This is a genomic window from Peptoclostridium sp., from assembly GCF_009881055.1.
Taxonomy (GTDB): Bacteria; Bacillota; Clostridia; order Peptostreptococcales; family Peptostreptococcaceae; genus Peptoclostridium_A.
In genome coordinates, this window is record NZ_WXFG01000029.1 from 177,597 (window position 1) to 191,104 (window position 13,508).

Genomic DNA, 13,508 nt, shown 5'->3' on the forward strand with positions numbered 1-13,508 from the left:
ATTAAACCTCATTCATATATGAATTTCTTTTCTTCTCTGTCTTTAGCGTGCTTGCGCTTCCATGGCCGGGAAGCACTTTTAGATGGTCATCCATGCCCTTTAGTTTCTTGAGGGACTCCTGGAGCTTGCCAAAGTCTCCCCCATAAAGGTCTGATCTTCCTACAGAAAGTGCGAACAGCGTGTCTCCTGTAAAAAGGTATTCGCCCGTCCTTATACACATTCCACCAGGCGTGTGTCCTGGTGTATGTATTATTTCAAGGCTAAGATCTCCGACCTCTACTATGTCACCTTCTTTGACATATTCGTCGGCTTCTATCTCCACATGCTCGACTCCCATGCAGGCAGTGAGGTTTTTTTCCTTGTCGTTTAGCATTTCTTTTTCAAGCTCATGAGCTATGAACTTAGCACCAGTCCTGGCTCTGAGCTCTTCTATGGCTCCTATGTGGTCACCGTGGCCGTGCGTTGCTATTATATATTTTACCTCGATGCCATTTTCTTCTATTGCCTTCATTATCCTGTCAGCGCTGCCGCCGGGGTCTATTACAGCTCCTATCTTATTGCTGTCCGCAATTATGTAGCAGTTAACGGCGTATATTCCGGCAGGCACTATTTCAATAAACATGCGGTGTCCCTCCTTAAAAGTTTCTTTTTGAGTCAAGCAGCATTGTTACTGGTCCGTCGTTGAGAATGTCGACCATCATGTGGGCTCCGAAGCTTCCGGTCTGCACGTGTATCCCCATTCCTTCCAGTTCCTTTATGAACAGCTCATAGAGCCTGTTTGCAATGTCCGGCTTTGCTGCATCTGTGAAGTTTGGCCTTCTGCCCTTCCTGCAGTCGCCATAAAGCGTAAACTGTGAAATGGCAAGCAACTCACCCTTGACATCCAGCAGCGAAAGGTTCATCTTTTCATTTTCGTCCTCGAATATTCTAAGATTCGATATCTTCTCAGCGAGATATTTTACGTCTTCCTCGCAGTCATCGTGCGTTACCCCAAGCAGCACCATAAGCCCCTTGCGTACGCTGCCGACAACCTCATCGTCTACTTTAACACTCGAACTTGCTACCCTTTGAACTACGGCTCTCATAAAATTGCTCCTTATATTATAGTGTTTATTATTTGTCTGATTAATTTTCAACCCGGAATACATCAAGCACTCCGGAAAGATTCTTGAGCTTGTTCATTATGCTCTTTAGCTGATCCTTGCTTTCGATTTGAAGCAGTATTGTCATGTTGGCCATGCCGTCTCTAGTTGTTCTTGCATTTATGCCGTTGAGCGATATCTTGTCGGCAGCCAGCAGCTGGGTGACTTCTGATATTATGCCCCTTCGGTCTGTTGCTTTGACTTTTATCTCGGCTTCAAAGGATGCCGTCTTCTCAAGGTCCCACTTGACCTCGAGCAGCCTGCTGTTAACCTCGGTATCGGAAAGGTCTATGTTGGAGCAATCCCTCCTGTGTATCGAAACTCCTCGGCCTTTAGTTATAAACCCGACTATGTCATCGCCTGGAAGCGGATTGCAGCATTTTGCGAATCTGACAAGTATGTTGTCTACGCCCTTTACTATGATTCCCTGGCCCTTTCCTTTCTCCCTTGGTTTTTGCTCTCTTTCCTTTTCCTGCATGCGCTCGAGGATTTCAGTGTCCCTCTTGCCCTCATCCTTGACTGCGTCTTTTTCCATCTCGATTTTGAGCTTGGTTATTATCTGGGCCGGCGTTATGCCTCCGTAGCCTATAGCCGCGTACATCTCGTCTTCATTTGCAAAGTTGATCTTTCTCATTACAGAAACCACGTATTTGTGCTTCAGGGCCTCAGTCTGAGTTATGCCGTTCCTTTTGAGCTCTCGGTCAAGCATCTCCTTGCCCTTTTCAATGTTCTCTGTCCTGTTGGCCTTCCTGAACCACTGCCTTATCTTGTTCTTTGCGTGGGTGCTCTTGGCCACGTTGAGCCAGTCCCTGCTTGGTCCGGTGCTGTGGCCCGAGGTGACTACGTGGACAATGTTGCCGTTTTTCAGCTTGTAGTCAAGTGGAACCATACGCCCGTCAACCTTGGCTCCTATGCACTTGTTTCCAACGTCCGTGTGGACTTTGTATGCAAAGTCAATCGGCGTGGAACCCGCAGGCAGTTCAACCACATCACCTTTCGGCGAAAATACGAACACCTGGTTTGTGAACAGGTCTATTTTGAGGGCTTCCATGAACTCTCTCGGATCGTTGAGGTCGTCCTGAAGCTCCATCATCTGGCGGAGCCATGACAGCTTCTTGTCCAGGTCGCTCTTGTCCACGCCCGTCTTGCCTTCCTTGTATTTCCAGTGGGCTGCTATTCCCAGCTCTGCTGTCTTGTTCATCTCGAATGTCCTGATTTGAATCTCGAGCGGACCTCCGTCGAGACCTACAACAGTGGTATGCAATGACTGATACATGTTAGGCTTTGGCATCGCGATATAGTCCTTGAAGCGGCCGGGCAGCGGCTTCCATATGGTATGGACGACTCCAAGCACTGCATAGCAGTCCTTTATACTGTTTACTATCACCCTAACGCCCGTAAGGTCGTATATCTGCTCGAAACTCTTGCCCTGATAGTGCATCTTCCTGTAAATGCTGTAGAAATGCTTCGCTCTTCCGCTTATTTCAAAATCTACATCAAGCTCATCTATGTGTTCTTTGAGCATTGATATTACCTGATGTATATACTCTTCTCTTTCCTTTCTCTTCTTGGCTACCTTGTCTACAAGCTCGTAGTAGCCCTCCGGATCGAGATATCTTAGTGCGGTATCTTCAAGCTCGAATTTTATCTTGGATATTCCGAGTCTGTTTGCTATTGGGGCATATATTTCGAGCGTCTCCCTGGCTTTCTCCTGCGCCTTGATTTCGGACATGTAGTTGAGTGTTCTCATGTTGTGGAGTCTGTCTGCAAGTTTTATGAGCACGACCCTTATGTCTTTAGCCATGGCAATAAACATCTTTCTGATATTCTCAGCCTGGGTCTCTTCTTTAGACTTGTATTCAATCTTTCCGAGCTTTGTAACTCCGTCTACGAGATCTGCTATCTCCTGCCCGAATATGTTGCTCAAATCTTCATACGTATACTTAGTATCCTCTATTACGTCATGTAAAAGACCCGCAGCCACTGTTACCGTGTCAAGCTGCAGCTCGACTAGTATTTTGGCCACGCTTACAGGATGTATGAAATACTTCTCTCCAGATTTTCTGTACTGTCCCACATGCGCACTTTCAGCCAGGTTGTAAGCCTTTATTATAAGCTCCAGATTGCTTTCAGGACTATATTGTTCTATGCTAAGCAACAGATTTTCCAACATAAGAATCACCCTATCCAAATTACTGAAATAATTTATTAGTCTTTATATTTAATCACCGAATCTACGGCGTATCCTTTAAGCGATTCTCTGGCGTTCAAGAATTCCAGCTCTATCAGATACTCTATGGCCACGACTTCTCCGCCGAGTTTTTCTATCAGCTCTATTACAGCCTCTGTAGTCCCGCCAGTAGCCAGCAGGTCATCCACTATAGCTACCCTTGTTCCGGGACGTATTGCATCCTTGTGTATTTCCAGGCTGTCTTCTCCATATTCAAGGTCGTAATCGAACGACTCTGTCTCTGATGGAAGCTTGCCGGGCTTTCTCACAGGCACAAAGCCTGCACCTATAGCGTACGCCACAGGAGCGCCCAGAAGGAAGCCCCTTGCCTCAGGGCCTACAACTATGTCTATGTCCTTGCCCATTAGGTTGCCCACAATCGCATCTATGGCACTTTTGAAGGCTTTGCCGTCCTTGAGCAGGGTTGTTATATCCTTGAAATTGATACCCTCCTTTGGAAAGCCTTCAATCTCTCTTATCCATTCCTTCAAATCCATCAACACTTGCCCTCCTTGATTTACAACAAAATACGGTTTCATTGTAAATATTTTACATTACGTAAAAACGGATAATAATACTATTATATCTTTTCATAATAATTTAATCAACATTTTGCAAACTACTCATTTTGCATAATAGCAAAGAATCGTCTACCTAAAATCCTTGAGAATGAGCTGCAGGCTTTTTCTGCCCATGTACTCGTTTAATCCTATTGTGTATACGAAGTCCATGTCGAAGCTGCATTTGCCTTTACTGATTATGTCATCGTACAGGCTGTCTCCGAATCTTTGCCTTATTAGCTCCTCAAACTTCTTAGCACCGCCGAAGCTTACAGCTTCAAGCTTTTCCCCATTGCCTTTTCTAATGCATGTGAGCTTCAGTACGTTGCAGCTTTTCCCAAGCAGCCTTACTCCAACTACCCTTATATTTTTTTCTGCAAATATAGGCGTTGGATTGCCCTTTCCGAAAGGCTCAAGCATTTTGATGCTTTCAAAAAGGTCGAAGGATATCTCTTCGAGCGAAAGCCTCTTGTCTATTCTTATAATAGGCTCTATGTCATCGGGGGTCAGCCCGCAAAGCTCGTTAAGCTTTCTTCTGAGCTTTTCAATGTTTTCGTGTTTAAGAGAAAGGCCGGCCGCCATTGGGTGGCCTCCGAATTTTTCTATAAGCTCGCTGCACTCTGATAGCTTTTCAAACATATTGTACTTTTCGATTGACCTTGCCGAGCCCTTTATCATGTCCTTGCCGTTTGTGAGCACTATGGCAGGCATATTGTAAGCCTCCTTGATTCTTCCTGCCACTATCCCTGCTATGCTCTCATGCAGCAGCTCGTCATATGCAAGTATGACTCTGTCATCGCCGTGCATCCTTTCAATTATTTCCGCCACCCTTTCGACTCCCTTTTCGGTGAGCTGCTTTCTTTCTTCATTGAGGGTAACGAGCCTCTCGGCCAGAACCGCAGCCTCCTCATCATCCTTACAAAGCAGCAGTTCAAGCGAAATCGTTGCCCTTTCCAGCCTCCCCGTGGCATTGATGCAAGGTCCTATTATGAAGCCCACATGATATGTGCCCAGGTTCGACTTTGTGAGCCCTGCCCTTTCTATGAGTGCATTGAGGCCCTTATTCTTCGTGGTTCTGAGCATTTCAAGTCCCCGTTTTGCTATTATCCTGTTTTCATCTACAAGATCCACAACGTCGCATATGGTAGCTATGGCTGCATATTCCATGAATTCGAGGGCTTCACTTTCATCTATTCCAAACTCTTTGTAGAGGGCGCATGCAAACTTGTATGCTATGGCTCCTGCGCACAGCAGTTTGAATGGATAGGGGCAGTCTGGCTGCTTTGGATTTATTATCGCATTTGCATCAGGCAGCCTGACGCATCTTGTTCCATTCTCGTCTGTCTCATAAGCCACCTCATGGTGGTCTGTCACCACCACTTTCATTCCCAGGCTTCTTGCAAGGTCTATTTGCTCTACCGAAGCAATACCGTTGTCGCAGGTTATTATAAGCTCAGTGCCCTCGCTTTTGAGCCTGTATATTGATTCATTGTTCATTCCATACCCTTCAAGCTCCCTGTGAGGTATGTAGCTGCTCACATTTGCGCCACACCTTGAAAGTGCGCTGTATAGTATGTAGCTGCTCATGACTCCGTCTACATCGTAGTCTCCGTATACCGTGATTTTTTCGCCGTTTCTTACGGACTCTTTCACGGCCAAAACGCCCTTTGCCATATCCTTGAAAAGACTAGGACTGTAAAGGTCGTCTGTTGTGGAATTTATGAACTTGTCGATCTCTTCTTCAGTTTTGAAGCCCCTGTTTGCAAGTATCTCCAGTATTATCCTGCTGCACCCAATTCTTCTGGAGAGCTGCTCTATGTCACAGGAGCTTCTTTTTAACATCCATTTCGCCAAGCAATTCACATCCGTTTCCATATTTATACTAGTTGTATTATTTGTTGCTGTTTCGCGAGTAGAGCATGGAAAACACAAGAAAGAATCCCATGATTGTCGCTATTGAATACCCCAAGAGCCCTATGGCGGGATATCCTTTTATTTCCGGACCTTTTCCCGATAGAATCACAATCGAGGAGCCCACTATTATGGCTGATATTATAAGGCTCACCGATAGCCTGTTTGCTGTTTTTGAGATTTCCCTCTCAAGCCTTGAAAAGCTTATTTCTTCCACAGAAATTCGTATGTTGTTCTTTTTTATGCGGTTCAGCATCCACCTTATCTGTTCCGGGATGCTTTTTAGGTCCCTTAGTATAGACTCGATATAATACCTCGTTTCTCTCGCCGTTTCCTTGTACCTTTCTATATCCATGTAGCTTTGCCTCAAAAATTCATCCATAAGCATAGATATTGAAAATTCGGGATAGAGCTTTTTCCCAGTGCCCTCAAGCGTAACCATAGTCTTTGCGAGCATTGTAAAGCCCGTAGGCAGCGCAAGTCTGTTTTTTCGCGCAAAGTAGAGGAACTCTCGAATAAGCTCGGTTATGCTTATCCGTTCAAGAGGTGTGTTGTAGTAATAGTAGATGTAAAAACCGAGATCCTCCTTGAGCTTTCTTATATTCGAATCCGGGTCTACGGCATCCAGCTGCACAAGGCAGTCGACTATACCGTCGACATTGTTGTCGCTTATTGACGTGAATATCTGGTTTATAAGCTTCTTTGTGTCCCTGTCTATCACTCCTACTATACCAAAGTCGACAAACGCTATAGTATTTTTATCAAGCACGAATACGTTCCCCGGGTGCAGGTCCGCGTGGAAAAAACCGTAGCTGAAGACCTGCTTCATAAATGCCTTCGCCTCAATAAATGCTGCCTTTTTGCAGTCCCAGCCCCTTCTTTTTATCTCGTCTGTATCGCTTATCTTGACTCCTTCTACCATCTCAAGCGTCAGAATCTTCTTTGAGGTGAACTCCCAGTATACCTTCGGGATGTAGATATCTTCGTCATCCCTGTGAATCTGTGCAAGCTTTTCGCAGTTCCTGGCCTCGAAATTATAGTCCATCTCCCTTTTTATACTTGCGCTGAATTCATCCACGATTTCGATATAGTTGGTAGCGCTTTTTTTGTCTATGCGCTCCTGCAGAAGCTTGGCCACAAAGTAGAGTATGTCTGTGTCTGAGGATATGATCCCTTCTATTCCCGGCCTCTGAACCTTCACTATGACGCTTTTTCCTCCCTTTGTCATGGCCCTGTGGACCTGTCCTATAGAGGCCGCCGCCATAGGCTTTTCCTCGAACTCCAAGAATGCATCTTCTACTGTAATCCCTATATCATTATAGAATATCTCCTTTGCCTTTTCAAAACTAAATGGCTCAACATTGTCCTGCAGCTTGGAGAGCTGCTCGATTATACTGTCGTCCAGCAAATCTCCTCTTGTGCTGAGTATCTGTCCAAGCTTTATGAACGTTGGACCCAGCTCCACTATGGCATTTTTTATGCGCTCTTCGTGAGTCATGTTCTTTATCTCGTCGTTCATGCCGCCGGGGGATCTGTATACATAGTCATCTATATTCAGCTTTTCCACTAGGTATGTAAATCCATATTTCATAAGCACGTTGAGTATCTGCCTGTACCTTCTAAGATTTTTCGGCCTCATATATAGCATGCTCAAGCTGCACCCCCTTGCCGGTTATTTATAAAAAAATGAAAAAGGTATCAAAAAAGGGCAATATACTATAATATATATTGCCCTTTTGGCGCTTATGAAACCTTCTGTTTTTGCTTGAAAACAACCCAGACTGGGCTTGCTATGAATATTGACGAGTACGTTCCCACCAGGATGCCTGCAATAAGAGGAAGTGTGAACTCCTTTATAGCATCTACCCCAAAAATGTATAGCGCTGTTATTGTCACAATAGTTGTAAGCGAAGTGTTCATTGTTCTTGAAAGAGTCTGCTTTATACTGTCATTTGCAAGAGTAGCATACTCGCTTTTTTTGTAGTTGCCTGCATTTTCTCTTATCCTGTCGAATACGACTATTGTATCGTTTATGGAGTAGCCCACAACAGTAAGTATAGCCGCTATGAAGGTGCTGTTTAGCGGTATCCTGAACATCGCATAGAAAGCCAGCATGAAGAGCACGTCATGCACGAGTGATACTATTGCCGCTACACCGTAAGAAAGCTCGAACCTGAAGCTAATATATACGAGCATAAATATCGATGAGACAATCACTGCAAGCATGGCTTTGTTCTTTATCTCGTTGCCCACTGAAGGTCCTATCTGCTCTGCCTTTAGAAGATCTCCGTCTTCAAGGCTGTATTTTTGCTTGAATGTCTCAAAAAAGCTGTCTATTTTTTTGCTGTCCATATCTTTTATTGTCTTGAGCTGGACAACCGTTTTGTCGGCTCCCAGCTTGTTGATTGTAATGTTGCTGTCGATTTCCTTCGACATCTCCTTTATCTCCGCTATAGGAACATTCTTGTGTAGATTCATTTCCATAACTGTTCCGCCAGTAAAGTCTATGCCGTAGTTGAATCCAAACATTAGAGCCATTATAAGGCCTACCACTATAAATGCAGTTGAGGCTCCAAACCAGATTTTCATTTTTTCGATAATTTTCATAGTCTATCCTCCTAAGCCCCGAACAGTTTGTTGTTTTTTAGAAATCCTGCATTGGCCAGTGTTTTGAGCAGAAGCTTAGATACCACAACAGCAGTAAACATCGAAGCTACAATACCAAGCATTAGCATTACGGCAAATCCCTTTATAGGACCTGTGCCGAAATTGTAAAGGACTACGCCCGCAATGAATGTTGTTACATTGCTGTCTATTATCGTAGTCATAGCTCTGGAGAAACCTGAGTCAATAGCAACTCGGAGCGATTTCCCTTTTCTTGTCTCTTCTTTGATTCTCTCGAATATTATTACGTTGGCATCAACCGCCATACCTATTGACAGTATCAGAGCCGCTATTCCCGGGAGCGTAAGCGTGGCATTCATACCCACAAAAGCATATCCGACAATGAGAGCATATGCTGCAAGAGCTATAGCTGCCACAAGTCCAGGCAGCTTGTAGTAGAGCATCATGTACAGTATGAGTATTGCTATTCCAACCTTTGCACCAAGTATGCTCATGTTTAGCGCATTCTCACCTAGAGTCGCTGTTATTGTGGATGTCTGTATCTCCTTAAAGTCAACAGGGAGCGCTCCGGCACGTATTAAGTTTGCAAGCTCAGAAGCACTTTCAACTGTAAAGTTGCCAGTTATAGTCGCCTGACCGTTAGGAATCTTTTCGTTAACTACAGGGCTTGATATTACCTCGTTATCGAGCACTATGAATATCGGAGACTGCGTAGGTGCCAATTTTTCCGTAGCATCTGCAAACGCCTTTGCTCCTTCGGAGTCGAATTCAAGAGCAACAAGAGGCTCCTTGCTCTGCTGATCTATAACAACCTCTGATTTTTTGACGTTCTTTCCAGTAACTATTACAGTTCCATCCTGAAGCGCAAACTTGAGCTGGGCTGTCTTTCCTATCATCTCAAGCGCGTCGTTGGCATTCTTTACGCCTGGAAGCTCTATCCTGATTCTTTTTTCGCCTTCCTTGACTATGACAGGCTCTGTGAGTCCGAGCGTGTCTATACGTCTTCTAAAAACCTCAATAGTCTGGTCTATTATCTTCTTGAGTTCCTCGCCCTTGACGTCAGTTTGTGCCTCGTACACAACATATACGCCGCCCTTGAGGTCCAGTCCCTGTTTAACCTGCTTGCCCAGCGGAGATATGTTAAGCCCTCCGAAGCTGAGCCCACTTAGAGCCGTATATACTCCAAATGCAATTATGACGATCATAGCTAAGAAACCTGCTATTCCCCTGTTTCTCATGTTCCCCCTCCTAGTCTATTTATGTTTTTCTGCGAAAGCTACATAGTCTACAGCAGAATTTTCGAGTGATTTTTTTTCTTCCTCCGTAAGTTCTCTTACTATCTTTATTGGATTTCCAAACGCCAGAACTCCCGAGGGAATCTTCTTTTGAGGCGGAACAAGGCTCCCGGCTCCAATAATGCTGTAGTCGCCGATCTGGGCACCATCGAGCACTATGCTTCCCATGCCAATAAGGCTGTAGTTTCCTATCTGACAGCCGTGAAGTATGGCTCTGTGGCCTATTGTCACATAGTCTCCAATTACGGTTTTTGTCTCCATTCCTATATGAATAACCGTGCCATCCTGCACGTTAGTGTTTTCACCTATTATTATCTCTTCTATGTCACCTCTGAGAACGCAGTTGTACCATATATTGGTATTCTCACCTATGCTCACCCTGCCAATCACATCTGCAGAATGGGCAACAAAACAGCTTTTGGGAATTTCAGGGAAATATCCGTCAAGCGGCCTAATCATCAGCCTCACCTCCGAGCATCAGCTTTGCTTTTATAGCTATGGCGCATTCTACTCTCTTCTTGAGCATTTCACACGCCATGGAATATGGTTTTAATATGTCACCGTTGAAATTGTATGCATTGGCATGGCAGCCACCGGAGCAGTAGAATCTTGCCCAGCATTCCCTGCATGATTCTTTTGCATATACGTGAGCATTTTGGAATTTGAGCTGCAAATCCCTGTCGAGCGTGACTTCCTCGTCTAATATGTTTCCCATTTTGAATTTGTCATTGCCTACAAACTGATGGCATGGGAATATATCGCCCTCTGGTGTTACACATATATATTCAGAGCCGGCTCCACAGCCTGTAAGTCTTTTTATGACACATGGGCCCTGGCTTAGGTCTATACTGAAGTGGAAAAATGTGAATTTGTCGTCTTCAAGCTTCTTGCTGATGTAGTAATCTGCCAGCTTTTCATATTCCTCGAATATTCTCGGCAAATCCTCTTCTGTGAGGGCAAAATCACTCATGTTTTCGTCTACTGCAGGCTCCATGGATGTTATGTTGAAGCCCTCGTTTGCAAAATGTTCTATGTCGCTGGCAAAATCAAGGTTGTGCCTTGTGAAAGTACCCCTTATGAAATATTCCTTTTCTCCTCTTTTTTCAACCAGCTTCTTGAATTTCGGAACTATGGTGTCATAGCTGCCCTTATCGTTCCACGTAAGCCTCATCCGGTCGTTTACATTTTTTCTTCCGTCAAGGCTGAGGACAATATTTTTCATATGCTTGTTGATAAAATCTGTCTTTTCGTCATCCAGCAAGAGGCCATTAGTTGTTATGGTGAATCTGAAATTCTTGCCTGCTGCAGCCGCTACTTCATTTCCATATTCAACTAGTTCTTTGACTACCTCCCAATTCATCAGAGGTTCGCCGCCGAAGAAGTCCACTTCAAGATTTCTTCGTGTACCTGAGTTGGCCACAATGTATTCGAGTGATTTCTTGCCCACCTCGAGCGGCATGAGCTTTCTTTCTCCGCCGAAATCTCCCTGAGATGCAAAGCAGTACACACATTTAAGATTGCAATCGTGGGCTACATTCAGGCACATCGCCTTTACAACAGGTTTCCTGTTGACAAAATTCTCGTTATGCTCGTATGTGTCCTGGCTGTAAAGCAGCCCCTGCTCCTTGAGCTCTTCTATTTCTTCGCAGGCTTGCCTGATATCTTCCGCAGAATACTTGCCGCCCAATATATCTATTATCTGATCACTGCTCTTTTCAGCAAAGTAATCAAGCACATCAAACACTATGTCGTCTACTACATGTACCGCCCCACTGTTGACATCAAGCGCAACTTTGACTCCCTTGAGGCTAAACTTGTGCACTAATTGCATTAAAACCCCTCCATGATATTTAAAAACCGCTCTGAAATTAAGAAACAAATTTATACTAACAGATTTGATTTCAATAGTCAAATGTCCATTAAAGGCGAAAAAATAGCACAACATTTAAGTCGTGCTATTTCCCGCTTGTTTTATAGTCCTCGCTTTGTGGACCTGCTTTTTTTGCTTTAATTGACTACTTCTCGCAGCTTTGGTTTCCTACTGTGCAAGAAGTCTTGCATGCTGACTGGCATGAAGTCTGGCATTCTCCGCATCCGCCCTTAGATGCACTCTTTTTTAGGTTTGCTCCAGAAAGAGTTTTTATGTGTTTTTGTTTCATGAGTATTACCTCCCAAAAATTTTGATGCATAAATTATTACATATTAGATTATAGCATAATTTCGCTATTATTCAACTTCAGTATCGACTTTGGCTTCTTTTAGCTTGCCTATTGCCCATCTTTCAAATGTAAGCTTTGTTCCGTCTGGCTCAATCTCAAGCACTACTGTCGCTTCTCTCACCTGTACCACAGTTCCTTCCAGGCCGCCTATTGTCACAACGACATCCCCTATCCTAAGGTTTTCCCTAAGCATTGTGAGCTCTTTTTGACGCTTCTGCTGAGGTTTTATAAGGAAAAAATAGAAAAATGCGAGTAAAGCCAGTGGGAATATCAACGCTTGAAGCTGCTGCATAAAATCTCCTCCTTGAACTCCATATTTTTGTAGTTTATATCCAATTGTCTATCCCTGTAATCTTACAATAAGGCATATTCTGATAATATTCAATCCTATTTTTCATATCCGAACTTTTGGAAAAACTCATTTCTAAAGTCCATAAGCCTGTCGTCCATAATGGCTTGTCTCACATTTTTCATGAGGTTGATAAGGAAGTGCAGGTTGTGGTATGTCAAAAGCCTTGAAGCCAATATTTCATTACACTTTACAAGATGCCTAAGATACGCTTTCGTATAGTTTCTGCAAGTGTAGCAGTCGCACTCTGTATCCAGCGGTGTGAAATCCTCTTGGTAGATTGCATTCCTTACCACAACCTTGCCTCCGCTCGTGAACGCTGTGCCGTTTCTGGCTATTCTTGTAGGCAGCACGCAGTCAAACATATCTATGCCTCTTAGAACGCCTTCTAGAAGGTCATCAGGGCTTCCTACGCCCATTAGGTATCTTGGCTTGTCTGCTGGCATAAGGGGTACTGTGTAATCAAGTACTTCGTACATAAGCGGCTTAGGCTCCCCTACGCTGAGGCCGCCTATCGCATAGCCTGGAAGATCCAGCGCAGTTATTTCCCTGGCGGACTGTTCACGAAGGTCCTTGTACATGCCTCCTTGTATTATTCCAAACAAGGCCTGATTCTCTGTGTTTGTATGGGCATCCTTGCACCTTTTGGCCCATCTTGTCGTTCTCTCAAGCGAATTTTTCACATACTCCCTGTCAGCAGGATAAGGGGCACACTCGTCAAAAGCCATTATTATGTCGGCTCCGAGGGCGTTTTCGATTTCTATGGCCTTTTCTGGACTGATGAAGTGCTTTGAGCCGTCAAGATGTGACCTGAACTCGACACCCTCCTCTTTTATCTTTCTCAGAGGCCCGAGGCTGAAAACCTGGTAGCCTCCGCTGTCTGTGAGTATTGGCCTGTCCCAGTTCATGAACTTGTGAAGCCCGCCGGCTTTTTGTACTATGTCGTGCCCCGGCCTTATATAAAGATGGTATGTGTTGCTTAGTATTATCTGGGCCTCTATTTCCTTTAGCTCCTCAGGTGTCATCGCCTTTACGGTTGCTTGAGTTCCAACCGGCATGAATATCGGAGTGTCTATGACGCCGTGCGGCGTATGGAGCTTGCCAAGCCTGGCGCCGGTCTGCTTGCAGACTTTGATTAGTTCGTATCTTATTGCCATATTTTTGTTTTTCTCCTTTT

13 protein-coding genes are annotated in these 13,508 nt (G+C 44.5%); all 13 read right to left on the reverse strand.

Translation table 11 applies throughout. The features are described 5' to 3' along the window. Position 1 precedes the first annotated feature (1 nt). Positions 2-622 carry an MBL fold metallo-hydrolase gene (locus tag GT589_RS08360; RefSeq protein WP_293398214.1) on the reverse strand — a complete coding sequence of 207 codons (621 nt, stop codon included), beginning with the start codon at positions 620-622 and terminating at the stop codon, positions 2-4. 13 nt (positions 623-635) lie between these two features. After that, positions 636-1,085 (reverse strand): D-aminoacyl-tRNA deacylase, encoded by a 450-nt coding sequence (dtd, locus tag GT589_RS08365; RefSeq protein WP_293398215.1) that lies wholly within the window; start codon positions 1,083-1,085, stop codon positions 636-638. 40 nt (positions 1,086-1,125) lie between these two features. Next, the gene (locus GT589_RS08370) at positions 1,126-3,315 is read right to left on the reverse strand and encodes a RelA/SpoT family protein (protein WP_293398216.1); all 2,190 of its coding nucleotides are present in this window, start codon (positions 3,313-3,315) and stop codon (positions 1,126-1,128) included. Positions 3,316-3,350: 35 nt separating this feature from the next. After that, positions 3,351-3,869: an adenine phosphoribosyltransferase gene (locus GT589_RS08375; protein WP_293398217.1), complete on the reverse strand. Its 519-nt coding sequence runs from the start codon at positions 3,867-3,869 to the stop codon at positions 3,351-3,353. Positions 3,870-4,022: 153 nt separating this feature from the next. Then, complete coding sequence (gene recJ / locus GT589_RS08380) at positions 4,023-5,774, reverse strand: single-stranded-DNA-specific exonuclease RecJ (protein WP_293398218.1); 1,752 nt, start codon at positions 5,772-5,774, stop codon at positions 4,023-4,025. A gap of 49 nt (positions 5,775-5,823) precedes the next feature. Continuing rightward, positions 5,824-7,491: an ABC1 kinase family protein gene (locus tag GT589_RS08385; protein ID WP_293398266.1), complete on the reverse strand. Its 1,668-nt coding sequence runs from the start codon at positions 7,489-7,491 to the stop codon at positions 5,824-5,826. A gap of 95 nt (positions 7,492-7,586) precedes the next feature. Further along, positions 7,587-8,450 (reverse strand): protein translocase subunit SecF, encoded by an 864-nt coding sequence (secF, locus tag GT589_RS08390; RefSeq protein WP_293398219.1) that lies wholly within the window; start codon positions 8,448-8,450, stop codon positions 7,587-7,589. A gap of 11 nt (positions 8,451-8,461) precedes the next feature. Further along, positions 8,462-9,706, reverse strand: coding sequence for a protein translocase subunit SecD (gene secD / locus GT589_RS08395; RefSeq protein ID WP_293398220.1), 1,245 nt, complete (start codon positions 9,704-9,706; stop codon positions 8,462-8,464). Positions 9,707-9,721: 15 nt separating this feature from the next. Beyond that, the gene (locus tag GT589_RS08400; RefSeq protein WP_293398221.1) at positions 9,722-10,222 is read right to left on the reverse strand and encodes a gamma carbonic anhydrase family protein; all 501 of its coding nucleotides are present in this window, start codon (positions 10,220-10,222) and stop codon (positions 9,722-9,724) included. Beyond that, positions 10,215-11,594, reverse strand: a complete 1,380-nt coding sequence (gene scfB, locus GT589_RS08405) for a thioether cross-link-forming SCIFF peptide maturase (RefSeq protein WP_293398222.1) — start codon at positions 11,592-11,594, stop codon at positions 10,215-10,217. Before scfB ends, GT589_RS08400 begins: the two co-directional genes overlap by 8 nt. A 184-nt stretch (positions 11,595-11,778) precedes the next feature. Continuing rightward, a complete protein-coding gene (scfA, locus tag GT589_RS08410) occupies positions 11,779-11,922 on the reverse strand; it encodes a six-cysteine ranthipeptide SCIFF (protein WP_070810843.1) in 144 nt (47 codons plus the stop codon). Positions 11,923-11,989: 67 nt separating this feature from the next. Continuing rightward, complete coding sequence (gene yajC, locus GT589_RS08415) at positions 11,990-12,274, reverse strand: preprotein translocase subunit YajC (RefSeq protein ID WP_293398223.1); 285 nt, start codon at positions 12,272-12,274, stop codon at positions 11,990-11,992. A 95-nt stretch (positions 12,275-12,369) separates the two neighbouring features. Continuing rightward, positions 12,370-13,488: a tRNA guanosine(34) transglycosylase Tgt gene (gene tgt / locus GT589_RS08420; protein WP_293398224.1), complete on the reverse strand. Its 1,119-nt coding sequence runs from the start codon at positions 13,486-13,488 to the stop codon at positions 12,370-12,372. Positions 13,489-13,508: the final 20 nt, after the last annotated feature.

Bases quoted from the DNA above. Each gene is read 5' to 3' on its own strand.
- GT589_RS08385 (WP_293398266.1), bottom strand. From the start codon at position 7,491: ATGCTATATATGAGGCCGAAAAATCTTAGAAGGTACAGGCAGATACTC.
- recJ (WP_293398218.1), bottom strand. From the start codon at position 5,774: ATGTTAAAAAGAAGCTCCTGTGACATAGAGCAGCTCTCCAGAAGAATT.
- GT589_RS08400 (WP_293398221.1), bottom strand. From the start codon at position 10,222: ATGATTAGGCCGCTTGACGGATATTTCCCTGAAATTCCCAAAAGCTGT.
- GT589_RS08370 (WP_293398216.1), bottom strand. From the start codon at position 3,315: ATGTTGGAAAATCTGTTGCTTAGCATAGAACAATATAGTCCTGAAAGC.
- yajC (WP_293398223.1), bottom strand. From the start codon at position 12,274: ATGCAGCAGCTTCAAGCGTTGATATTCCCACTGGCTTTACTCGCATTT.
- scfB (WP_293398222.1), bottom strand. From the start codon at position 11,594: ATGCAATTAGTGCACAAGTTTAGCCTCAAGGGAGTCAAAGTTGCGCTT.
- secF (WP_293398219.1), bottom strand. From the start codon at position 8,450: ATGAAAATTATCGAAAAAATGAAAATCTGGTTTGGAGCCTCAACTGCA.
- secD (WP_293398220.1), bottom strand. From the start codon at position 9,706: ATGAGAAACAGGGGAATAGCAGGTTTCTTAGCTATGATCGTCATAATT.
- scfA (WP_070810843.1), bottom strand. From the start codon at position 11,922: ATGAAACAAAAACACATAAAAACTCTTTCTGGAGCAAACCTAAAAAAG.
- GT589_RS08375 (WP_293398217.1), bottom strand. From the start codon at position 3,869: ATGGATTTGAAGGAATGGATAAGAGAGATTGAAGGCTTTCCAAAGGAG.
- tgt (WP_293398224.1), bottom strand. From the start codon at position 13,488: ATGGCAATAAGATACGAACTAATCAAAGTCTGCAAGCAGACCGGCGCC.
- GT589_RS08360 (WP_293398214.1), bottom strand. From the start codon at position 622: ATGTTTATTGAAATAGTGCCTGCCGGAATATACGCCGTTAACTGCTAC.
- dtd (WP_293398215.1), bottom strand. From the start codon at position 1,085: ATGAGAGCCGTAGTTCAAAGGGTAGCAAGTTCGAGTGTTAAAGTAGAC.